17 protein-coding genes are annotated in these 21,754 nt (G+C 68.3%); 10 read left to right on the top strand and 7 right to left on the bottom strand.

What is annotated here, in order from left to right; genetic code table 11:
- Nucleotides 1–76: 76 nt before the first annotated feature.
- The 6 genes from RDU24_RS00485 (at nt 77) to RDU24_RS00460 (ending at nt 7,342) form a co-directional block, all read left to right on the top strand.
- Entirely contained in the window at nt 77–1,372 is a 1,296-nt protein-coding gene (locus RDU24_RS00485; protein WP_308733757.1) for a phenylacetate--CoA ligase family protein, read from the top strand.
- 58 nt (nt 1,373–1,430) lie between these two features.
- On the top strand, nt 1,431–3,011 hold the full coding sequence (locus RDU24_RS00480) for a sialidase family protein (protein ID WP_308733756.1): 1,581 nt from the start codon (nt 1,431–1,433) through the stop codon (nt 3,009–3,011).
- A complete protein-coding gene (locus RDU24_RS00475; protein WP_308733755.1) occupies nt 3,008–3,904 on the top strand; it encodes a class I SAM-dependent methyltransferase in 897 nt (298 codons plus the stop codon). Before RDU24_RS00480 ends, RDU24_RS00475 begins: the two co-directional genes overlap by 4 nt.
- A 121-nt stretch (nt 3,905–4,025) precedes the next feature.
- Nucleotides 4,026–4,613 carry a manganese efflux pump MntP gene (locus RDU24_RS00470; protein ID WP_308733754.1) on the top strand — a complete coding sequence of 196 codons (588 nt, stop codon included), beginning with the start codon at nt 4,026–4,028 and terminating at the stop codon, nt 4,611–4,613.
- A gap of 88 nt (nt 4,614–4,701) precedes the next feature.
- Nucleotides 4,702–6,348 (top strand): NAD(P)/FAD-dependent oxidoreductase, encoded by a 1,647-nt coding sequence (locus RDU24_RS00465; RefSeq protein ID WP_308733753.1) that lies wholly within the window; start codon nt 4,702–4,704, stop codon nt 6,346–6,348.
- Between the two features lie 58 nt (nt 6,349–6,406).
- Nucleotides 6,407–7,342 carry an SAM-dependent methyltransferase gene (locus tag RDU24_RS00460; RefSeq protein ID WP_308733938.1) on the top strand — a complete coding sequence of 312 codons (936 nt, stop codon included), beginning with the start codon at nt 6,407–6,409 and terminating at the stop codon, nt 7,340–7,342.
- Between the two features lie 75 nt (nt 7,343–7,417).
- Here the strand turns inward: RDU24_RS00460 and lipA are convergent, their stop codons facing one another.
- From lipA to RDU24_RS00425, 7 genes are read right to left on the bottom strand one after another with little or no spacing between them, the layout of a single operon-like run.
- Nucleotides 7,418–8,302 carry a lipoyl synthase gene (gene lipA, locus RDU24_RS00455; protein WP_308733752.1) on the bottom strand — a complete coding sequence of 295 codons (885 nt, stop codon included), beginning with the start codon at nt 8,300–8,302 and terminating at the stop codon, nt 7,418–7,420.
- Entirely contained in the window at nt 8,250–8,897 is a 648-nt protein-coding gene (gene lipB / locus RDU24_RS00450; protein ID WP_308733751.1) for a lipoyl(octanoyl) transferase LipB, read from the bottom strand. Before lipB ends, lipA begins: the two co-directional genes overlap by 53 nt.
- Before the next feature lie 6 nt (nt 8,898–8,903).
- The gene (locus tag RDU24_RS00445; RefSeq protein ID WP_308733750.1) at nt 8,904–10,685 is read right to left on the bottom strand and encodes a small ribosomal subunit Rsm22 family protein; all 1,782 of its coding nucleotides are present in this window, start codon (nt 10,683–10,685) and stop codon (nt 8,904–8,906) included.
- Nucleotides 10,675–12,264 carry an ASKHA domain-containing protein gene (locus tag RDU24_RS00440; protein WP_308733749.1) on the bottom strand — a complete coding sequence of 530 codons (1,590 nt, stop codon included), beginning with the start codon at nt 12,262–12,264 and terminating at the stop codon, nt 10,675–10,677. Before RDU24_RS00440 ends, RDU24_RS00445 begins: the two co-directional genes overlap by 11 nt.
- A gap of 36 nt (nt 12,265–12,300) precedes the next feature.
- The gene (locus RDU24_RS00435) at nt 12,301–13,299 is read right to left on the bottom strand and encodes a sensor histidine kinase (RefSeq protein WP_308733748.1); all 999 of its coding nucleotides are present in this window, start codon (nt 13,297–13,299) and stop codon (nt 12,301–12,303) included.
- The gene (locus tag RDU24_RS00430) at nt 13,271–13,669 is read right to left on the bottom strand and encodes a response regulator (RefSeq protein WP_308733747.1); all 399 of its coding nucleotides are present in this window, start codon (nt 13,667–13,669) and stop codon (nt 13,271–13,273) included. The genes RDU24_RS00435 and RDU24_RS00430 overlap by 29 nt, the downstream gene beginning before the upstream one ends.
- A gap of 30 nt (nt 13,670–13,699) precedes the next feature.
- Complete coding sequence (locus RDU24_RS00425; protein ID WP_308733746.1) at nt 13,700–15,361, bottom strand: sensor histidine kinase; 1,662 nt, start codon at nt 15,359–15,361, stop codon at nt 13,700–13,702.
- 210 nt (nt 15,362–15,571) lie between these two features.
- On the opposite strand from RDU24_RS00425, the gene RDU24_RS00420 reads away from it, so the two are divergent.
- The 4 genes from RDU24_RS00420 to RDU24_RS00405 all read left to right on the top strand — a co-directional run bounded on the left by RDU24_RS00420 (nt 15,572) and on the right by RDU24_RS00405 (nt 21,751).
- Nucleotides 15,572–18,238 (top strand): PEP/pyruvate-binding domain-containing protein, encoded by a 2,667-nt coding sequence (locus tag RDU24_RS00420; RefSeq protein ID WP_308733745.1) that lies wholly within the window; start codon nt 15,572–15,574, stop codon nt 18,236–18,238.
- Complete coding sequence (locus RDU24_RS00415) at nt 18,235–19,332, top strand: glycosyltransferase family 4 protein (protein WP_308733744.1); 1,098 nt, start codon at nt 18,235–18,237, stop codon at nt 19,330–19,332. Before RDU24_RS00420 ends, RDU24_RS00415 begins: the two co-directional genes overlap by 4 nt.
- Nucleotides 19,316–20,527 (top strand): glycosyl transferase family 2, encoded by a 1,212-nt coding sequence (locus RDU24_RS00410; RefSeq protein ID WP_308733743.1) that lies wholly within the window; start codon nt 19,316–19,318, stop codon nt 20,525–20,527. Before RDU24_RS00415 ends, RDU24_RS00410 begins: the two co-directional genes overlap by 17 nt.
- Nucleotides 20,528–20,605: 78 nt before the next feature.
- On the top strand, nt 20,606–21,751 hold the full coding sequence (locus tag RDU24_RS00405; protein ID WP_308733742.1) for a YIP1 family protein: 1,146 nt from the start codon (nt 20,606–20,608) through the stop codon (nt 21,749–21,751).
- The last annotated feature ends 3 nt before the right edge of the window (nt 21,752–21,754 follow it).

Raw genomic sequence — 21,754 nt, 5'->3', positions numbered from 1 at the left:
ATTTCCTCCATCCACTGGCGGAGCTACCGCATTTTCCCCGGCCCCACAAGCGCCCCCCAGTGAGGAGAATCGTTCCATGCCCGAAAACGCCCGCTTCATCCCGAACATGAGCCCTGACGAACTCGCCGCCGTGCAGCTGGAGGGCCTCAAATGGACCGTGCACCACGCCTATCAGGGAAGCCCCTTCTACAAGCGCCGTTTGGACGAGGCCGGGATCCATCCCGGCGACATCAAACACATTTCCGACTTGACCCGGCTGCCCTTCACCACGGCCTATGACCTGCAAGCCGAATACCCGCTCCCGCTGCTGAGCGTGCCCGAGGAGCGGGTGGTGCGCATCCACGGCTCCAGCGGGACCACCGGGAAGCGCAAGATCCTGAGCTACACGCGCAAGGACATTGACGACTGGGCGGACATGTTCGCGCGGTGCTATGAGCTGGCGGGCCTGACGACCCTTGACCGCGTGCAGATCTGCGTCGGCTACGGCCTGTGGACCGCCGGGGCGGGCTTCCAGATCGGCTGCGAGCGCTTCGGGGCCATGGCCCTGCCCGTTGGGCCCGGCATGCTCGACATCCAGCTGCAGATGCTCACCGACCTGGGCGCCACCTGCCTGGGCTCCACGGCGAGCATGGCGCTGTTGCTGGGCGAGGAGGTTGAAAAACAGAACCTGCGCGGCAAGCTCAAGCTCAAGCGCTCCATCTTCGGGGCCGAGGCCCACACAAAAAAGATGCGCAGGCGCTTCGAGGAGGCACTTGGCCTGGAGCACAGCTTCGACATCTCCGGCATGACCGAGATCTACGGCCCCGGTGCCGGCATCGAATGCGAGGCCCACGAGGGCATCCACTATTGGGCCGACATGTACATCCTTGAGCTCATCGACCCGGACACGCTTGAACCCGTGGCGCCCGGCGAGCTGGGCGAGATGGTCATCACCAGTCTGAAGAAGGAGGCCAGCCCGCTCATCCGCTACCGCACGCGCGACATGACCCGGCTCATCCCCGGCTTCTGCCCCTGCGGCTGCACCATGCCGCGCCACGAGCGCATCCAGGGCCGCAGCGACGACATGATCATCTTCCGCGGCGTGAACATCTACCCCGGCCAGGTGGCGGCTGTGCTGGACAAGCACCCCCAGATGCAGAGCGAGTACCAGATCGGCCTGACGCGGGCCGACGGCCTGGACCACATGGTGGTGCGCGCCGAGCGCCAGGCGGGTGTGCCGGAGTCGGACTCCGACCAGTTGGCCAAGGCCATCGCCCTGGAGATCAAGAACCAGATCCTGGTGACGGCCAAGGTCGAGATACTGGCCCCTGGCACCCTGCCGCGCAGCTTTGCCAAGACCAAGCGCGTTGTAGACGAGAGGGAAAAGGATTAATAGTTAAAACAGCATATTATACTTTTTCTAGACTTTTTCTAACAACTCGGAGGACGCCATGCCGAGCCTCGACAGCCTGGCCGACAGGCACGTTGTCATCGACCGCCGCCAGGGGCATTACCTGTGCTTCCCGGACCTTTGCCTGACGGACGACGGGCGGCTTTTATGCGTCTACAACGAGTTCGACCGCCATGTGGGCACCCGGCGCAAGCTCATGCTCAAGGAGAGCGCCGACCTTGGCCGCACCTGGGGCGAGGCGCGCATCCTGTGCTGCACCGAGTCCCACTGCCCGCGCATCACCAAGCTGTCAGGCGGCCTGCTCATCATCGTGGATGACGCCGGGCCGCTTCTGTACTTCAGCGCCGACCAGGGCCGCACCTGGGCGCAGCAGCCGGGCGCGGGCCTGGGCCACGGCCTGCAGGACCGCATGGTGGAGCTGGGCGGCCAGATGCTCCTCACCACCGGCCATATGCACCGGGGCAGCCAGCCCCAGCCGCGCATCCGACAGGCCCCGAGCGAGCAGATGAGCTACCTCTCGCGCAACCAGGGCCGCAGCTGGGAGCCGTTCTCCGTCATCGCCTACGAAAAATGCCTGGTGCTCTGCGAGGCCTCGGTGATCCTCCTGCCGCAGGAGCTGGTGGGCGGCCCGCCGCGCCTGCTGGCCCTCATGCGTGAGAATTCCTTCGTGGGCGAGCCAATGTACTACTGCATCAGCGAGGACGGCGGAGCCAGCTGGGGGCAGCCCAGGCCCACCCCGCTCATCGGCCACCGGCCCACCCTTGGGTGGACCAGCGGCGGGAATCTGCTGGTGACCTACCGCGACGTGGGGCCGGACCCCGGCACCAAAGCCTGGCTCGGCTCGCTGGACGACCTCTGCTCGGACTTCGAGGTCCACGGCCTGCACCCGGTGGCGGGCAACCCGCGCCTGACAAAGAAGGGGCTGGTGGTCAAGAACGAGGCCGGTCAGCCCAGCGCCCAGTCCTCCCCCGTGCGCTACTCTCTGCGCCCTCTCACTGATCCGGCCTCGGCCCGGGCGGTGTTCGAGGCCGAGGTCAAGGTGGTCTCGGCGGACGTGAACGGCTGCGGCATCCGCCTGGGGCTGTGGTGGAAGCTGTACCCGGACTGCCTGGCGCCCGACGTGGACGACGCCCTGCCCATCCCGTGGACGCCGGGGCGCTTCCACACGGTGCGCATCGAGTACGAGCCCGGCCTGTGCCGCCTGTTTGTTGACGGCCACGCGCGCGGGGAGTACCCGGTGGACCGCATGAGCGGCGAGACGCGGCCCATCCTCGTGGGGGCCATCGTGCGCAAGGGCGACAACGCCTGCGAGGCCGTGTGGCGGCGCATGTCCCTCGCGACCGAGGAACCGAGCCTGGGCCGGCACTACGCCTGGTCCTGGGACCACCAGAGCGGGCTTCTGCCCGACGAGCACATCAACCGGCGCGTGCTGGAGCTGAAGAACGACCGCCAGGCCAGCCCGGCGGACTTCGGCTACTCCGGCTGGGTGGAACTGCCGGACGGGCGTTTCTACGCCGTGTACCACCACGGCGGCGGCCTTGAGCCGGGCTACACCCCCGGCGAATCCTCGCACGTGGTGGGAACAATCTTTAGCGAGAGCGATTTTGGAGTGAGCGAGTGACCCATATTCCCGTTGTGACCCCCGGCTGGCCCGAGTACGAGCTCATCGACTCCGGCGACTGCCGCAAGCTTGAACGTTTCGGCAAGGTCGTCATCGTGCGCCACGAGCCGAAGGCCTGGTGGCGGCCCGCCCTGCCGGAGCGCGACTGGGCCATGGCCCACGCCAGCCAGGACGAGGAGGGGCGCCTCACCATCACCGGAAAGGTGCCCAAGGCCTGGCCCTTGCGTCTGGATTTGCCCGGTGGTCGCCAGATCACCCTGGAGGCGCGCGTGTCCGAGACCTCCCGGCACATCGGCCTGTTCCCGGAGCAGGCCCCGCACTGGCGGCTTCTGGCGGAGGTCGCGGCCCAGTTCCCCAAAAAGGGCGAGGCCCCCAAGCTGCTGAATCTCTTCGGCTATACCGGGGCCGCCAGCCTGGCCGCCCAGGCCAGCGGCTTCGCCGCCACCCACGTGGACGCCTCGCGCCCGGCCATCGCCTGGGCCAAGCGCAACCAGGAGCTCTCGGCCTTAAGCGACAAGCCCGTGCGCTTCCTGCTCGACGACGTGGTCAAGTTCGTCCAGCGCGAGATCAGGCGCGGCAACCGCTACCAGGCCATCCTGCTCGACCCGCCGTCCTTCGGCCGCGGCCCCAACCGCGAGGTCTGGAAGGTGGAGGGCATGGTGCGCGACCTCCTGGCCGACTGCCGCACGCTGCTGGCCGACGACGCGCGCCTGCTGCTGCTCACCATGTACAACATCGAGGCCTCGGCGCTGATGCTCGGCAACCTCATGCAGGATGTGCTGCGCGGCATGCCCGGAGCCATCACCGTGGGCGAACTGGCCGTGCCGCACACCGCGCCGGGAGCCGAGGCGCGCCTGCTGCCGCGCTCCATCTTCGCGCGCTGGCAGGCCTGAGGGCATTGACCGGGGGCGCTGCCCCCGCACCCCGCCAAAAGGCTCGAGGCCGGAGCGCTTGAGCTTGCGTCGTCCGCGTGGTAGCTGTGCGCCACGTCGCAACCCTGGAGAAAAGCTGACCATGCCTTTGTCGACCCTCTTCGCCATAGCGGTGGCCCTGGCCATGGACGCCTTCGCGGTGTCGCTGTCCACGGGCATTTGCCTGTGCCGGGTGCGCACGGCGCAGATGCTGCGCATGGCCGGGGCTTTCGGGTTTTTTCAGGCCTTCATGCCCGTTGCGGGCTGGCTTCTGGGCCTGACCTTCCGCGTCTACATCGAGAGCTTCGACCACTGGGTTGCCTTCGCGCTTCTGGCCTTCGTGGGAGGCAAGATGGTCTGGCAGGGACTGGCCGGGGGCGAGGACGAGATCGGCTGCGAGCCCCGCGACAACACCCGGGGCATGCGCCTGCTCATCCTGGCCGTGGCCACCAGCATCGACGCCCTGGCCGTGGGCCTGTCCTTCGCCGTGCTGAACGAGTCCATCTGGCTTGCCTCCGGGGTCATTGGCGCGGTATGTTTCGTCATCACGGCCTTTGGCCTGAAGCTGGGCTGCCTGGCCGGGCGCATCGCCGTGATCAGCCGCTATGCCGAGGTGTTGGGAGGCGTCGTGCTGGTCGCCATCGGCCTGAAGATACTGTCCGAGCACGGCACGTTGCTTTTGCTCTCGTGAACCGAACCATCCGCGTGCAAACGAGGGGGTCCGGGGGAAATCATTCCCTCCGGCCGCCGAAGGCTCTTCCCACAATCCAAGGATCTCCATGCTGCGTTTGACTGACATCCGCCTGCCCCTGCCGGACGGCCCGGCCCACGCCGAGGCCGAGCTTCGGCACGCCGCAGCCCAGCGCCTGGGCGTCTCCCCCGGCGACCTGGCCTCCTTCCGCGTGGCGCGCCGCAGCCTGGACGCCCGCAAGAAGAACGCCGCCGTTTTCCTGTACAGCCTCGACGTGGAGCTGCCCGACGAGGCCCGCGTGCTGGCGAAATGCGGCGAAGGCTCCGGCGTGGCGCTGCTGTCCGAGCAGCAGTACCGCTTCCCGGTGCAGGCACCGGTTGCCATTGCGGAGCGGCCCGTGGTCATCGGCGCGGGGCCGTGCGGACTGTTCGCGGCGCTGGCCCTGGCCCAGGCCGGGTTCGCGCCGCTGGTGCTGGAGCGCGGCCAGGCCATCGAGGAGCGCGCCGCCAGCGTGGACGCCTTCTGGGCGGGCGGGGCGCTTGAGCCGGAATCCAACGTGCAGTTCGGCGAGGGCGGGGCGGGCGCGTTCTCCGACGGCAAGCTGACCACCCAGATCAAGGAGCGCCGGGGCCGCTGCCGGAAAGTGCTGGCCGAGTTGGTGGCCCACGGCGCGCCAGGCGACATCCTCTGGCAGCACAAGCCCCACGTGGGCACGGACCTGCTGCGCGGCGTGGTGCTGGGCCTGCGCAAGAGCATCCTGGCCCTGGGCGGCGAGGTGCGCTTCAGCGCTCGGGTGGACGCCGTCGTGGAGCGCGAAGGCCGCGTGGCTGGCGTGCGCCTGGCCGACGGCACCGAGATTTCGACCCGTGCTGTGGTGCTGGCCGTGGGCCACAGCGCCCGCGACACCTTCGCCATGCTGCATGCAGGCGGCGTGCGCCTGGAGCAGAAGCCCTTCGCCATGGGCTGCCGCGTGGAGCACCTGCAGTGGGAGATAGACCGGGCGCAGCTGCGCGACCTGGCCGGGCACCCGGCCCTTGGCCCGGCGGACTACAAGCTCTCGCATCAGGCGGCCAAAGGGCGCTCGGCCTACAGCTTCTGCATGTGCCCCGGCGGCTCGGTCATAGGCGCGGCCAGCGAGGAGGGCGGGGTGGTGACCAACGGCATGAGCCTGCACGCCCGCGCGGAGGTCAATGGCAACAGCGCGCTGTTGGTGAACGTCGGCCCGGCGGACCTGGGCAGCGACAACCCCCTGGCTGGGGTGGATTTTCAGCGCCACTGGGAGCGTTTGGCCTTTGATCTCGGCGGGCGCGACTACAAGGCCCCGGCCCAGAGCGTGGGCGATTTTCTGGAGGGCCGCGCGTCGAAGGAGTTCCGGGGCTTCGGCCTGGTGCGCCCGAGCTTCGAGCCCGGGGTGCGCCCGGCGGACCTCTCGCGCTGCCTGCCGGACTTCGTCACCGCGGCCCTGCGCGATGCCATCCCAGCCTTTGACCGCAAGCTGCGCGGCTTTGCCGAAGCAAGCGCCGTGCTCACCGGGGTGGAGACGCGTTCGTCCTCGCCGGTGCGCATCCTTCGCGGGGCGGACATGCAGAGCGTGAGCCTGCCCGGCCTGTTCCCGGCGGGGGAGGGCGCGGGCTACGCGGGCGGCATCGTCTCCAGCGCCGTGGACGGCCTGCGCGTGGCCGAGGCTGTGGGCCTCACCCTCTGCGGCCAGTCCGTGGGCGATCTGGAGTCCTAGCATGCAGGCTGAGCGCGTAGACCTTCAATTTCCCCTGCCCACAGAGCTGCCGGGCTGGATGCACTCCGGCACGTTCACGGGCTACCAGGCCGCGTCGGGCTTCCTGCGCGAGCTGCTGGACGAGCTGGGCCTCTCCGGCGCGTCCGGGCCGGGGCATGTGGTGCTGGGCGACCTCGTCTTCACCGTCAACCGGGCCAAACCGGCCGGCTGGGCGCAGAACACGTGGCTGGACGCGCGGCTCATCCCGGCCCCGAGCATCGGGCAGGCGGCCAAGGCCCTGAAGGACATGCAGCGCAACTGGTGGGTGCACCCGGTGCGACTGGCCCGGCGCAGCGCCCTCGTCACCGAGAAGCTGCCCAAGGTCTCGGCCCGGCCGCAGGTGTTCGGAGAGCCCGCGCCAACGGCCCCGCTGGGCGCCTGGACCCTGTGGAACGAGGGCTGGCTCATCGCCTCGCCCGCGTGCACCAGCCCCTACCCGGACGGCCTGCCGCAGTTCGTGGAGGACCGCGAAAGCGCCCCCAGCCGAGCCTACCTCAAACTCTGGGAGACCTTCACGCTGGTCGGCGTGGCGCCGAAACCCGGCGAGCTGTGCCTGGACCTGGGCTCCAGCCCCGGCGGTTGGACCTGGGTGCTGGCGAGCCTCGGCGCGCGGGTGTTCAGCGTGGACAAGGCTCCGCTCGACCCGCGCATCGGCGCCATGCGGAACGTGGACCATTGCCTGGGCAGCGGCTTCGGGCTTGACCCGGCCATTGCCGCCACGCCCGAGAAACCCGTGGATTGGCTGTTCTCGGACATGGCCTGCTACCCGGAGCGCCTGCTGACGTTGATACAACGTTGGCTTGATGCAGGAGCCTGCCGCAATTTCGTGTGCACGCTGAAGTTCCAGGCCGAGACCGACCACGAAACCGCGCGGGCTTTCGCCGCCATTTCCGGTTCGCGCCTGCTGCATCTTGCCCACAACAAGCACGAGCTGACCTGGATCCTGCTGCGCTAGAATCTTGCCGAAGCGCAAAAGAAAAGTCCCCGTGTGCTTGGCCTGCGGGGACTTGTTTTGTTGATGAGCGCCGGGTCAGGGCTGGGCTGTTCCGGCCAGTTCCGCCGCGTGGTAGCTGCTGCGCACCAGCGGCGCGCAGAACATTTTGGCAACGCCGAGGGAACGGCCGAACGCCGCCAGCGCTTCGAACTCCTCCGGCGGCATGTAGCGCTGCACGGGCGGGTGCTGGCGCGAGGGGCGCATGTACTGGCCCACGGTGATCATGGAGCAGCCGACACGGGCCAGGTCGCGGATGGTCTGACGCAGCTCGTCGTCGGTTTCGCCCAGGCCCGCCATGAGCCCGCTCTTGGCCGGTATCCCGCGCGAGTCGGCTGCGACGCGGCGCAAAAGCTCAAGGCTCTGCTCGTAGTCGGCCTGGGGGCGGATGTCCGGGTACAGGCGGGAGGCAGTCTCCACGTTGTGGTTCAGCACGTCCGGGCTTGCCGCCAGCACGGTCTCCAGCGCCGAGGCATCGCCACGGAAGTCCGGGATGAGCACCTCTATGGTGCAATGCGGCAGGCGCTGGCGCACCTGGCGGATGGTGGCGGCGAAATGCGCGGCCCCGCCGTCCGGCAGGTCGTCGCGGGTGACGGAGGTGATGACCACGTGCTTGAGGCCGAGCCTGGCCGCGCCTTCGGCAACGCGCCGGGGCTCGTCGTCGTCCAGCGGCGTGGGCGCGCCGGGGTTGATGTTGCAGAACGCGCAGTTGCGCGTGCAATCCCGGCCCATAACGAGAAACGTGGCGACGGAGTTTGAGAAGCATTCCCAGGTGTTGGGGCAGCGTGCGCTCTGGCACACGGTGTGAAGCCGCAGATCGTCCAGCAGACCCTTGGTGCTGGCGAAGGTCCTGCCGCTGGGCAGCTTGACCCTAAGCCAGGGGGGGATGCGTAAACACGGCTCTGAATTCTTCGGCAAGGACATCCTTCACTTCCTTCATATTCATCTCTCGTCCGGCCTCGCGCGCCAGGGAGGTGGGCGTGGCCCCCCCGATGCCGCACAGGGTGATGAGCTCGAACAGCGACACGTCCGGCCCGACGTTCAGGGCAAGCCCGTGGTAGGTTACGCCCCGCTTCACGCCGATGCCCATGGAGCAGATTTTCCTTTGGCCCGCCTGGGCGCTGGTCCACACGCCGGGGAAGCCCTCGCGGCGCTCCGTGGCTACGCCGAAATGCGCGCAAGTGCGGATGACAATCTCTTCCATGTCCGCGAAAAACTTGCGAATGCCGCCCCTGCGTTGGCCCACGCGAAAGATGGGGTAGGCCACCAGCTGGCCGGGGAAATGGCAGGTGATGTTGCCGCCGCGTCTGGTCTGCGCCAGCTCGATGCCCAAGCCCGTCAGGTGCGCCGCGCTGACGTGCAGGTTCTCGCGCCCCCCCTGGAGCCCAAGGGTGATGACCTTGGGGTGCTCCACCAGGAACAGCGTCTGCTCCCCGCCGGACTGCACCTCGGCCAGGGTCGAGAGTTGCAGCGCCGCGGCCTCGCCATAGGCCATGAATCCCAGGTCGACGACGCGCATGCGCTTCTATTTGGCCTTTTGTTTCTTGGCCTTGCGGGCCGCGCGCGAATCGGCCTTTGGCGCGGACTTGCCGCCCTTGGCAGACTTGGGCGCGTTGACCTTTTTCACCGGCGGGCGGCCGGGCTTCTTCTTGCCGGGCCTGCGGCTTGGGATGCCGACCGGCTGCTGGCCCGTGGACTCCTCGAAGCGCTCGTCGGGATAATTATCGACGTCGAGGATATCTGCCGGGATGCCAGCCGGAATGACAGCGGGATCGGCCTTGGGGCGTGTCGAGTCTTCTGCATGAGCCCGTGCTCGCCTGACGGCGCGCGGCGCCTTGGCGTCCTTGGCGGCATCCATGGCTTCGGGTGCTTGCTTTGCGGCCTTGGGCTTGCGGGGCTTGGGCGCTCTCTCCGCAGGGCGCTCCGAGGGCAGGCGCGGAGGCTTTCGCCCAGGCTTGGCCGTGGCCTTGCCCCGAGGCCTTGCCCCGGCCTGCGCTTCGGGCGGGAGCTTGCTGCGGTCGATGCCCAGCTCAACGTCCAGCGCGGGATCAAGCTCATCATCCCAGTCGTCGTCATCGTCGATATCGTCTGGGCGGGTGCCGCGTCGGCTCGCGGGAACTGCTCCGGGGCCGTGGCCCAAGGGCAGCACCAGAGCGCCAGACTTGGCGTCGGTGATGGGGGTCTCCGGCCAGGCGGCTTCGATCAGCATGCCGGGCAGGGGCACCAGGTGCTTCCTGGGCAGGGAGAGCAGCGTCAGGCCCCGGTCGGAGCAGCAATACTGGCCGTAGCGGCGGGTGCCGTCCGCGCCCGGCAGGTCGAAGGGGCCGGACACCGCGCGCACAAGGCTCTTGCCTACGCCCGCCTCCAGCTTGCGGCCCTTGGCCGAGAACTGCAGGAAGCTTAGGGATACGTTCTCCTTGGTCAGCCGGGCGTCCTCGGAGAGCTTCTTGAGCCAGCCCGGGGCGGCGTCGGCGTCGAAATTGAAGTGGCACCACGCGGTGTAGCCGCGCCCGCTCATGGGGCAGGGCTCGGTGTGCGGGCAGGGGGCCAGCGGCTTCAGGCCGCGATGCATGAGTCCGCGCCGCAGGGCCGAGAGCAGGTGCGCCGAGGGCCGGATGCCCGGCTCCACCACCAGCAGCTGCCCGGTGGGGGTGAGGCTTGAGGCCAGATGCCCGGCCAGGGCTCCGGCGTCCTCCAGCAGGTCGCCCTCGCCACGGTGCAGGACTTCGTTCAGGGCGTTGGCCACCACCAGCAGGTCGGCCTTTTCGCGGAGGCGGGCGTCCAGCGGCGCCTTCACCAGGGTCACGCGCCAGGGCTTCAGCCCCTCGGGGCCGCCTTGGGCCTCGGCCATGTGCGCCAGCGTGTCCAGGCCCAGGCGCATGGGCCTCTGCGCGCGGTCCACGCAGATGAAGTGCAGCTTGCGGCGGCGCAGGTGCGGCCGGGCCATCCACAGGGCCAAGGGCGTGGTCAGCGGGCCGGTGCCCAGGTCCACGATGGTGGTGGTCTCGTCCGGGTTGTCGCCGCCCGGATCAAGGGCCAGCCCGTTGAAGAGCACGCCCAGGCGATAGATGTTCCAGGGCAGGAAGTAGCGCATATAGGCCGAGAGCGCGGCCGGGTCCGACAGGTAGTCGCGCCGCAGGTCGCCGCGCTCGTCGGTCAAAAGGTGCGAGAGGTGGCGGATGTCGCCGGGCAGCTCGCGGCGGTGCTGCCTGCGCATGGGCATGGCCGCGTCCAGGTGCTTGGGCAGACCGGCCAGCAGAGCCAGGAAGTCACCGCCGGGGCGCGGGAAGATTTGTTCAAGCGACATGGCGCAGTACCATCCTTTCAACGTAGAGGGAGCCGAAACCCGGCTCGGAAGCGAGATCGAGCGTCCGGCATTTTCCGGGCAGCTTCAGCACCCAGTCCCAGGCCTCGGGCCGGGTCAGGAGCGTTCGCGCGCCGGCGAGCGACGTGTTGCCCGCGCGGCGGGCGCGGCCAGCCAGCGCCTCCGGCAGGAAGCCCAGGGTCGCCAGGTCGGACATGTCCACATGCTCGCCCATGGCACCTGCAAGGTGCAGGCTCTTGAGCGCTCCGGGGGCGAGGCCCGCCTCGGCAAGCAGGCGCGACAGGGCCAGGTTGAAGGCCGCCTTGACCTTGACCAGCTCCTCCACGTCCGAGGCCGGGAGCAGCAGGCCGTGGCCCAGGTCCAGCGCCTGCTCGTTGCCGAGGCTCGCCAGTCCCTTGGCCAGGCGCTTGCCCAGGGGCGTGGCGGGTACCACGAAGCGCCCCGACTCGTCCAGCACTCCGGCCCGGCGCAACGTGGCCGCCAGGGAGAGATAGCCCACGCCGGTGATGCCGGGGTCTTCGCCCTTGCCCTCAGGGCCGGGCAGCGGCGGACGCTCGATGTACTCCGGCCGCAGGCCCACCGGGGTCAGGGCGAAGCCGCGCACGGCGCCTGGCGCGGCGGTGCGGCCGTGCCTCAGGCCGACGCCTTCCAGCGCCGGACCCATGGGCACGCTGGCCAGCAGATACTCGTCGGGCGAGAGGGCCAGCACAAACTCGCCGTTGGTGCCCAGGTCGGCCAGCAGGTAGGGATACGCGGGGTGGCCGCCTTGCGAAAACTGCAACGCCGCGAGTCCGGCGCTCAGGTCCGCGCCCACGAACGGCGCGAGCAGCGGCGGCACGAGGGCCTCGGGCAGGTCCGGGGCGAGGCTCTGCAGGCCGCCCCCGGCGTAGTCCAGGCGGTACGGAGCGCTGGCCAGGCCTGTAACAGGCAGGCCGAGCAGGAGGCAGGTCATGGCGCTGTTGCCCGCCACGCAGAGCCGGGAGATCGCGCCTCCGTGGGCGACCTTGGCGCCGTGCACCAGTGAGCGCAGGCGGTCCGTCGCCAGGCGGGCGAGCACTTCGGCCCCGCCGGGTTTGGCGGCATAGGCCAGACGCGACATGACCTCGCTGCCCAGGCCCATCTGCGGGTTCAAGCCCTGGCCCGAGGACAGAACCTCGCCCGCCGCATTAAGAGCGGCCCAGTGGATGCTCGTGGTGCCCAGGTCGACTGCCAGGGCGGCGGCCAAGGACGCGGACCCGCTTTTGGCGGTGGAAACGGTGGTGCGCGGACGGGCCGAGCGCTTGGGCCTCGGCAGCTCCACGTGGCAGGCGCCGGCCGGATGCAGGCAGGACAGACGCCAGCCCTCGGCCAGGGCCGCAGCGCCCAGGCGCTTCAGCTCCTCGGCGGTGGGCTCGGGCGGGGCGGAGACATGGCGCACACGGCACAGGCCGCACTTGCCCAGGCCCGCGCACAGGGGCACGCCGTCCCAGAACCCGGCCAGGAATATGGCCTGGGCCAGGGTCTGGCCCTCTGCCGTGGCGAGCTCAAGGCTCTTGCCGTCATGCGTGTTGATGCGGATCATTCCTTCCGTCCTGTCCTCGGTCGTCCCGGCGCGACACTAAGTCTTGCGTGGCAGGCGCACGGTGAACGCAGCGCCCTGGCCGGGTTTGCTCTCAACGAAGATTTCGCCCCTCATGCCGGTCACCAGCGTGTGGCACATGGACAACCCAAGCCCGGTTCCCTGCCCCGGCGGCTTGGTGGTGAAGAAAGGGTTGAAGATCTTCTCAAGGTTTTCCGGCTCGATGCCGCAGCCATTGTCCTTGACGCGTATCTCCATAACCTCGTCGTCGGCCCTGGCCGAGACTTCGATGCGCCCGCCTGTGTCCACGGCCTGGAGGGCGTTGGTCATGAGATTCAGCACGACCTGGCGCAGCAGGGGAGAGTCCGTGCGCAGCAGGGGCAGGTCCTGGGGCAGATCGCGCGTCAGGGTCACGTTCTTGTACGCGGCCTCCTTGTCCACCAGCCGGGCCATGTCCTCGATGATGCGGCCCACGTCGACATCCTGCAGGACGGGCTCGCGTTTGCGGGCGAAGTCGAGCAGCTTGTGCGTGATGTTCTTGCAGCGGTCCACCTGGGCGCGCACCTCGCGCAGGGAGTCCCTGACCTCGGCGAAATCGGCGTTGCAGTTCTTTTCGGCCTCGCGCACCACATGCTCAGCCCATTCGGCCTCCTGGGCGATGATGGCGATGGGGTTGTTGATCTCGTGCGCCAGCCCGGCCGAGAGCTCGCCGATGGCGGCAAGCTTTTGGGACTGGATGAGCTGGCTGTTCAGGCTGAGCCGCGCCTCCTCGGTCCGGCTCAGGCGGCTCAAGAGTCCGCGCGCGGAGACGGCGGCGATGGCAAGCACTGCCGCGGCCAGGATTCCGGCCACAACTGGCGTTGCGAAGGCAGCCGCAACGACCAGGGCGGCCAGCACCGGCGGCACCAGGAAGTGCGTCCACAGGAGCAGGCCGTGGTCCTTCCAACCCTTGGCGCCGGTGGCCCTGGCCAGAATGCCCTGCCCGATGCCCGGGTTGTCGCCGACGGGGTCAGGTCCCCTGCTTGCGGGCCTTTGCATTGAGTTCTTTCCTCTCAAAGGCCTTGCGCACCTTGTCCAGAAGGTCGTCGAAATCCGCGGGCTTGAGCACATAGTCGTAGGCGCCCAGGTTCATGCCTTGCATGCCTGTCTCCAGCGAGGCGTGGCCGGTGAGCATGATGACCTCGGTCAGCGGCGCGCGCTCCCGAATCAGCTTCAAGACCTGCAGGCCGTCCATGCCGGGCATGCGCACGTCAAGGATGATGACATCGTATTCCTTGGTCTCCAGGGCGGCAAGGGCCTCCTGTCCGCTTTTGGCGCTGTCGATGGGCATCTTGCGGATGCCGAAGCGTTTGACCATGGTTTCCACGAAGTCGCTCTCGTCGTCCACGAGCAGAATCTTGATGTCCATTCGCGCTCCTTTTGCGGGCCGGGTGCGGCCTTAGGCCTTGCGCAGCGGCAGGTTGATGATGAACTTCGCGCCGTGGCCTTCCTGGCTTTCCACGTTGATGCGCCCGCCGAGCTTCTGGATGATGCTGAAGCTGATGGTGAGCCCCAGGCCCGTGCCTTCGCCGACCTTCTTGGTGGTGAAGAAGGGGTCGAAGATCTTGTCCAGCTTCTCCTTGGAGATGCCCGGCCCGGTGTCGGAAATGGTGATGGCCACCTCGTCGGGGTCGCTTGTGGCGCGGGTACGGATGGTGATGCTGCCGTCCTTGCCGATGGCGTCGATGGCGTTGTCGATGATGTTCAGGAAAACCTGCTGGAGCTGCGCCGAATCGCTGGCGACGAAGGGCAGGTTCTTCTGGAAGTCGGTGTTGATCTCGATTGAGCGGTACCGGGCCTCGTTTTCGAGGAAGGTAACGGTCTGGTTCAGCACCTCGTTGATGTTGATGTCCTCCTGGATCGGGTCCATGCGGCGGGCGAAGCCGAGCAGGCGGTGCGTCACGTCCTTGGCCCGGGTCACATGGTACTCGATCTTGCCGATGGCGTCCTCGAACTCCTTGAAATTCGGGCTGGCCTTGATGTCCTCCTCGGTCAGGAGGTCGCGCATCCAGCCGGCCTTCTCCTTGATGATGGCCAGCGGGTTGTTCACCTCGTGGGCGACGCCGGCGGCCATCTTGCCCAGCGAGGCCATCTTGCTCGACTGGGTGAGCGAGGCGTTCAAGGCTGCCTTCTCGCGTTCGGAGCGCACAAGCTGGCTGATGATGGTGGTGCTGGTGAACACCGTGCCCCCGGCGATGAGCAGAAGCCCTCCCGCCAGGATGAACCAGACGAGGTGGCGCGTGCGCGTCAGCGGCATGAGCTCCTCGGCGGGGTCGTCGCGGATGGCCAGGAGCCAGTTCTTGTTTTCCAGCCAGGCCAGCCCGAAGAGGTAGCGCTTGCCGTCCATCTCGATCATTTCCGAGCGCACCCCGTTGAATCGCGAGATGGTGCCAAGGTTCATCTTGCCCAGGAGCTTGGGGCCTGAACGCGGCTTGGACTGCAGGATGCTCTCGGTGTTCAGCAGGAAGGCGTCGCCGCCGGTGCCGAGCTGGTCGCTCTGGACGAGCGAGTCGAAGATGTCCGAGTCGATGGTGGCGCGCAATATCCAGCTCTTGTCGCCGTCGCGTCGCATGACGGCGATGATGAAGTGGGGATAGTTGCGCCGTCCGAGAAACACGTCGCTGATGTAGATGCCCTTGGCCTGGACCTGGTGGAACCAGTCCTCGTCCTTGTAGTTGGCGGTGCGGATGGACTGGTAAGGACCCGTGTAGACCACGTGGTCGCCGTTCTGGTCGATGATGCCGAGGTCGATGTAGTACTTGGAGCGGGCCTGGAGCAGCGTGAAGACGTTCTCGAAGGTGCCCGGCTCAAGGAAGTAGGAGAGTTTGTGCGTGTAGGCGATGGCCGTGAGCTGCGACAGCCGCTCGTTCAAAAACAGGTCCAGCGTGCGGCGCTTGTTTTCGGTGATGTGGTTCAGGTTCTGGAGGATCTTGCTGGTGTGCGAGATTTCGAACTGGCGATAGATGGTGTAGCCCAGGATGAGCAGCGGGATGAGCGAGAACGCGAGCGTCGTCAGGATCATCTTGACGCGGAGCTTCGTGTATCCGGAGCTTTCGAGCATGCTCGCCGCCTTGTCTGTTGGTGATGTGCGCGCCTTTGCGCCGTCCGGCGTGCCGCAAAGGGCTCGCGCTACTGTGCGTATTTACCCCGTGGATTGCGGATATGCAAGGGATTTGGGGTGGGTATGCCGTGCGTTGCGCCGAGGTTACCGGAATGCGTCACCATCGACGCGCGGCTTGTATATGGCGGGCTTTTCTGCGATTGGGTGGAAATGGAACAGCGCACAGGCTTTTTCGGCAGGATCAGGCAGGCCTTGACGGGTGGCCGGTCCTGCCAGGCGCCCAGCCAGGAGGAGCTGCGCACCCTGTTCGCCAGCCGTTCCCAGGCCTTTGCCCGCGTGCTGGAGGCCAACGGCAAGGCGCTTGAGATCATGAGCGATCTTGAGGAAGCCCTGCGCGGCCGGAGCATCTTCGGCATGAGCTTCGTGCGCGCCAGCTGCACCGCCGTTGGCGTCAACGTCTTCAAGCTCGTGCGCGCCCTGTGCGAGCTTGAGCCCGGCCGCTACGACGCGCTGTACGAGCGCCTTTCCGCCATCCAGGCGGGCATCGACGAGACCCTCTCGCGCAGGCAGCAGGTGCGCGACGTGCCCCTTGTCCTGCGTTTCGACGAGATCGACCGCACCTCCTCTGACCACACCGGCGGCAAGATGGCCAACCTGGGCGACATGCGCTCGCGCATCAAGCTGCCCGTGCCGGACGGCTTCGTGGTCACGGCCAGCGGTTTCGACGCCTTCATGGCCGCTGGCGACCTTCAGGCCGAGATCAACGCCCGGCTCCAATCCATGCCCGATGATAGCTCCGCCACGGCCACCGGAGACGAAGCCGAGCACAGCCTCGACGCGCGCTTCCGCCTGGCCTCGGAGATTCAGCAGCGCATCATGGCGGCGCCTGTGCCAGCGGCGTTGGCCGAGGCAATTCTGTCTGCCTACGACCGCCTCTGCGCCGACGCCGGAGGCACGGTGCGCGTCTCCATGCGCTCCAGCGCCCTGGGCGAGGACGCCGCCGGGACCACCTTCGCCGGGCAGTTCAAAAGCCTGCTCAACGTCCCGCGCGAGAACCTGCTCGACGCCTACCGGGAGATCGTCGCCAGCAAGCACACCCTGCACGCCATGACCTACCGCCTGAATCGGGGCATCCGCGACGAGGACGTGGCCATGTGCGTGGGCTGCATGACCCTTGTGGACGCCCGGGCTGGCGGCGTCATGTACTCGCGCAACCCACTGGACGTGCGCGACGCCTCGGTGGTCATCAACTCCGTGTGGGGCCTGCCCACGGCGGTGGTGGACGGCACCACGCCCACGGACCTGTTCGTGGTCAGCCCGGCCACGGCCCATGCGCCAGCGAGCGTGCGCGAGCGCGTCATCAAGCACAAGGACTCCCGCACCGTGCCCGACGAGGGCGAAGGTTTGCGCCGCGAGGCCCTGGACGAGGCCGAGGCCGCGCTGCCGTCCATCTCCGACGAGACCGCCTGCGAGCTGGCGCGCCTGGCCGGGATGCTGGAGGACGCCTACGCTGGCCCCCAGGACATCGAATGGGCCGTGGACCAGGCGGGCAAGGTCTTTTTGCTGCAATGCCGTCCGCTCCAGCAGATGGCGAGCCCCGACGCGGGAGCGCCCCTGAGCCGGGCGGTTGTGCCGGGCGCCACGGAGCTTTTCGCGGGTGGCGTCACGGCCAGCCCTGGCGTGGGCTACGGCCCGGTGTTCGTGGCCCGGCGCGAGGTGGACGCCCTGCGCTTTCCCGAGGGCGCGGTGCTGGTTGCCTCCATGGCCCTGCCGCGCTGGGCCGCGCTGCTGTCGCGTGCCTCGGCCCTGGTGACGGAGCAGGGCGGCATCACCGGGCACCTGGCCAACGTGGCGCGCGAGTTCGGGGTGCCTGCGCTGTTCGACGTTCCCGACGCCACGACGCGCTTTGCCGAGGGCCAGCCCGTCACCGTGGACGCCCTGGGGCGGCGCGTGTTCGAGGGCCGCGTGGAAGAGCTGCTGGCCCAGGCCGAGCCGCCGCCGAGCGTCATGGCCGGAAGTCCGGTGTACGAGACCCTGCGCGAGGCCACCCGGCTCATCCTGCCGCTCAACCTCACCGACCCGGAGTCGACCGATTTTCGTATCGCCAATTGCGCCACCTACCACGACATCACCCGCTACGCGCACGAGATGAGCGTGCGCGACATGTTCGAGTTCGGCTCGCGCCACGGCCTGTCGAGCCAGGCCAGCAAGCAGCTGGTGTGCGACGTGCCCATGCAGTGGTGGGTCATCAACCTGGATGACGGCTTCAACCGCGAGATCAGCGAGCGCTTCGTCCGGCTGGAGGACATCGCCAGCCCGCCCATGCTGGCCATCTGGGAGGGCATCGTCGCGGTGCCCTGGGCCGGGCCTCCGGCGGCCAGCGCCGGGAGCATGATGAGCGTGTTCCTGCAGGCCACCATGAACCCGGAACTGGGCGAGGGCTGCGGCGGGGGCTTCTGCGAACGCAACGTGTTCATGATCTCCCGGCGTTATGCCTGTCTGAACTCGCGCTTCGGCTTCCATTTCACCACCATCGAGTCCATGCTCTCCGAGGGCGACTTCGACTCCTACGCGGGTTTCAAGTTCAGCGGTGGCGCCGCCGACGAGCGCCGTCGCGTGCTGCGCGCGGAACTCATCGGCGAGGTGCTTGAGCACTTCGATTTCCAGGTCAAGATCCGCGGGGACAACCTCTTCGCCAAGGCCGAAAGCCGCCGCCACGACTTCGTTCTGGACCGCCTGCGCATCCTGGGCTACCTGCTCGTGCACACCCGGCAGATCGACATGGCCATGGCCGACCGGGGCGCTGCGGACGTGCTGCGCGAGAAGATGCTGGCCGACATCCGGTCCATGCTCTCCGGCAAGGAGGGGACCGCATGAGCGGACGCATTCGGGTGGTGCATGCGGTGAAGACCCTGGGTCTGGGCGGCACGGAAAAGGTCATGCAGCTTCTGGCCGCGAACCTGGATCGCGACCGCTTCGACGTGGCCGTCCACAGCCCGGAGGACGGTCCCCGTGCACTCCAGTTGCGCGAGGCTGGCCTGACAACCTTCGTGGGCCAGCCGCTGGACCGCGCGCTCGCGGCTTTCCAGCCCCAGGTCGTCCACGTCCACCGGGCGGGCTGGCCCGAGCCGGATTTCCTGCGGCCCGTGCGCGACTACCTCGCCGCGCAGCCCAAGACCGTGGTGGTGGAGACCAACGTCTTCGGCCGCCACGACCCCTCGCCCTCGGGCCAGGTCATCGACTGCCACCTGTTCGTCTCGCAGTTCTGCGCGGACCGCTTCGCGCGGCTCACGGGCATCCCTGCCCGCTGGCCGGACTACGGCGTGTTGTACAACCCTGTGGACACGGACTTTTTCGCTCGCGCATTGCCGAACGGCCCTGCGCCTGTGGGGCACGTCCTGGGCCGCATCTCCCGGGCCGACCCCGGCAAGTGGTCGCGCCTGGCCCTGGACATCCTTCCACTGCTCTCCCGCAGCGTGCCGGATTTCCGTTGCCGCATCATCGGCGGCATACCGGAGGCCGAGGCCTTCGTGCGCCAGCACGGGCTGGAGGCGCGGGTGGAGTTCCTGCCGCCGGTGTTCACGGACGCGGAGCTGGCGACGTTCTACGGCGGGCTCGCGGTGCTGGCCCACGCCAACGACACCGGCGAGAGCTTCGGGCTGGTCATCGCCGAGGCCATGGCCTGCGGCCTGCCCGTGGTCACGCACCCGGCGGCGGGCGACCGCGACAACGCGCAGCTGGAGCTGGTGGACCACGGCTCCACTGGGCTCGTGGCCGAGACGCCGGAGCAATACGCCCAGGCCGTGGCCTGGCTCTTCGCCCACCCGGCCGAGGCCGGGATCATGGGCCGCAACGGCCGCGACAAGGCCCAGCGCCTGTACCGAGCCCAGGACGTGGCCGCGAAGTTGGGCGGGCTGTACCTGGACTGGCTGGCCCGCAAGGGCAGGGGGGGGCGTGAAGCAGGCACATAAAATATTGAACGAATACAGCGCACAAGTCGTTGGCTTCTGTTTCGTGGGCCAGGACGGGCCCGTGGCTCTGCCGCCCGTGCCCGCGCCAGCGGACCTGGAGCGCCTGACCACCCGCGCCGTCGCCGCCTTCGAACGCTCTGACCGCGGGTACCTTCTGCTGCTGGGGCTCGGCTCCGCCGCGCTGGCCAACGCCTTGGCGCAACGCCTGCCTGCCGGATCCGTTCTGGTGTTCGAGCATGACCTGCCCCTGGTGCGCGCCCTGCGCGACGACAAACGTCTCGAATGGTGGCGCGAGGGGGCTACTGCTGGACTTGCGGCCGGACTGGCGGCGGATACCTCGCCCTGGGCGCTGTTCTTTCTGCTCGACCGCGCAGGCGTCACCCTTCAGGACGTCCTTGTCCTGCCGAACCCGGAACTTCCGCCCCGGGCCAAGGCCGCGCACAAGCCGCTGGAGCTGCTGCTCACGCGTTCCCGCGCGTTGGCGCTGCCGCACGCTCCGCCCAGGCCCCGGCTGACGGCGGCGGCCATCCTCGCGCCTTCGGAGCCGGACCTGCAGGAGTTCTTCGCGCAGTTTCCGGACTGGCTGGACGAGCTCGTGCTGGTCTGGGATGCGGAGACGCTGCCGGAAATCGCCGTGCCGCAGGGCATCCCGGTGCGGCAGAGCGCCCGGCCGCTCGGCGCGGACTTCTCGGCCCAGCGCAACGCCATGCTCGCCGCCTGCTCGGGCGACTGGGTGCTGTACCTCGACGCCGACGAGCGCCTGTCGCCAGCGGCCTGGGCCGCGCTGCCGGCACTGTGCGCCATGCCGGAGGTCTCGGCCTGGCACTTTCCGCGCCTTTCGCCCTACCCGGACGCGGAAAACGCCATCACCGGCTTTGGCCTCTGGCCCGACGTGCAGCTCCGGCTGTTCCGCAACGCGCCGGGCGTTTCCTTCGTCAACCCTGTGCACGAGCGCCTGACAGGCATCAGCGGGGTGCAGGCCCTGGCCCTCAATGTGGAGATCGAGCACTTGAGCCGCCTGCGCAAGGGTGTCGATGACTTGCGACGCAAGCTGGTCGGCTTCGACGAGGCCGGAGCCGGATTTGTGCGGCACGCGCTCAGCCTGGAATACCCGAGCCAGCCGCGCGGGATTCTCGCCGCCCGCATTGCGGACGAAGGGCCGCGCTGCCTGCTGTTGCCGCCGGAATTCGGCTGATAGCCGGAGTGTCTTGCCTCCTTCGCGCAAAACGGCTATTGGAACAGTCCTGATTCAACCTTAGTCCCAAGGATCGTGATGCGGATTCTCTGCCCCAACTGCGGCTTTGGCCGGGAAATGGACCTTGCCAAGATACCACCGCGCGCCCAGATGGCCACCTGCCCCCGGTGCGAGCACAAGTTTCGTTTCCGCGTGGTGGACGACCTGCCGCCGAACTACGCCCAGGCTCCTGAACGCGCCCCTCTGACCACGCGTCCGTCCGACCTGCGTCCCGAACAGCCTTCGCCTCTCGGCACGGGCCAGGACCTCTCGGCCCGCCCCCCGACGACGCCCAGCCAAGACCCCATGGCCGCCCAGCGCGCCGCAGCGGAGCAGGCCTGGAAGCACCTCCAGGGCGTGAAGCCAGGCGCTCCGAATCAGGACGCCCCGAAACCGGATGCCTCGAAGGTTGACGGCCCCCCCACCGAGATCTCCAGCGCCGAGCCCTCCAGCCCGGAGGCCGCGCCCCCGTATCAGGCTCCGGCCCAGTCCTCGGACCAGAACGCCATTCCCGAGCCCTGGTCCGCCCGGTCGTCCGCTCAGTCCGGGCAGCAGGGAACCGGCTCGCCCGTGCCCTTCGAGGACCTGCCGCGTCATGGGTTCTTCCCCGGCCTGTGGGGCACCATCACTGCGGTGCTCAAAACTCCCTCGGAATTCTTCCGCACCATGCCCGTCACCGGCGGCATGGCCAAACCGCTGATCTTTCACCTGCTCCTGGCCGAGTTCATGGTGCTCTGCCAGTACTTCTGGGGGCTCACGAGCCTGGGTGGCCTGTCGCAATACACCGGCAACCCGGAACTCATGGATCTGGGCCTTGGAGTGGCTGGAGGCGGAGCGATCCTGGTCCTCATGTTCTACCCCTTGCTGCTTATCATGCGGCTCATGCTCATGACCGGCGTCATCCACCTGATTCTGCGGGCCGTCTTCCGGTTCACTGGCGGGCAGGGCTTTGGCGCCGAGGCCACCTTCCGGGTGCTGTGCTATTCCGCGGCGCCGCTGGTTCTCGGGTTCCTGCCGTTCATCGGCCCCATGATCGGCGGCATCTGGAGCCTTGGACTCACCGTCATCGGCCTGCGCGAGGCGCACCGCACGCGCGGTTCCGTGGCCATGTTCGCCGTGTTCCTGCCCATCCTGCTGCTTCTGGCCGTGGTGCTTGGCCTGATGCAGTCCATGCCCAAGGCCTAAGGC

The sequence above is a fragment of the Humidesulfovibrio sp. genome, from assembly GCF_031082295.1.
Taxonomy (GTDB): Bacteria; Desulfobacterota; Desulfovibrionia; order Desulfovibrionales; family Desulfovibrionaceae; genus Humidesulfovibrio.
Note: the sequence above shows the minus strand (reverse complement) of the source record. Positions and strands in the feature narration are given on the sequence as shown.

Bases quoted from the DNA above. Each gene is read 5' to 3' on its own strand.
- lipB (WP_308733751.1), bottom strand. From the start codon at position 8,897: ATGCGCGTCGTCGACCTGGGATTCATGGCCTATGGCGAGGCCGCGGCG.
- RDU24_RS00420 (WP_308733745.1), top strand. From the start codon at position 15,572: ATGGAACAGCGCACAGGCTTTTTCGGCAGGATCAGGCAGGCCTTGACG.
- RDU24_RS00435 (WP_308733748.1), bottom strand. From the start codon at position 13,299: ATGCAAAGGCCCGCAAGCAGGGGACCTGACCCCGTCGGCGACAACCCG.
- RDU24_RS00470 (WP_308733754.1), top strand. From the start codon at position 4,026: ATGCCTTTGTCGACCCTCTTCGCCATAGCGGTGGCCCTGGCCATGGAC.
- RDU24_RS00460 (WP_308733938.1), top strand. From the start codon at position 6,407: ATGCACTCCGGCACGTTCACGGGCTACCAGGCCGCGTCGGGCTTCCTG.
- RDU24_RS00415 (WP_308733744.1), top strand. From the start codon at position 18,235: ATGAGCGGACGCATTCGGGTGGTGCATGCGGTGAAGACCCTGGGTCTG.
- RDU24_RS00425 (WP_308733746.1), bottom strand. From the start codon at position 15,361: ATGCTCGAAAGCTCCGGATACACGAAGCTCCGCGTCAAGATGATCCTG.
- RDU24_RS00485 (WP_308733757.1), top strand. From the start codon at position 77: ATGCCCGAAAACGCCCGCTTCATCCCGAACATGAGCCCTGACGAACTC.
- RDU24_RS00445 (WP_308733750.1), bottom strand. From the start codon at position 10,685: ATGTCGCTTGAACAAATCTTCCCGCGCCCCGGCGGTGACTTCCTGGCT.
- RDU24_RS00430 (WP_308733747.1), bottom strand. From the start codon at position 13,669: ATGGACATCAAGATTCTGCTCGTGGACGACGAGAGCGACTTCGTGGAA.
- RDU24_RS00480 (WP_308733756.1), top strand. From the start codon at position 1,431: ATGCCGAGCCTCGACAGCCTGGCCGACAGGCACGTTGTCATCGACCGC.
- lipA (WP_308733752.1), bottom strand. From the start codon at position 8,302: ATGTCCTTGCCGAAGAATTCAGAGCCGTGTTTACGCATCCCCCCCTGG.
- RDU24_RS00465 (WP_308733753.1), top strand. From the start codon at position 4,702: ATGCTGCGTTTGACTGACATCCGCCTGCCCCTGCCGGACGGCCCGGCC.
- RDU24_RS00405 (WP_308733742.1), top strand. From the start codon at position 20,606: ATGCGGATTCTCTGCCCCAACTGCGGCTTTGGCCGGGAAATGGACCTT.
- RDU24_RS00440 (WP_308733749.1), bottom strand. From the start codon at position 12,264: ATGATCCGCATCAACACGCATGACGGCAAGAGCCTTGAGCTCGCCACG.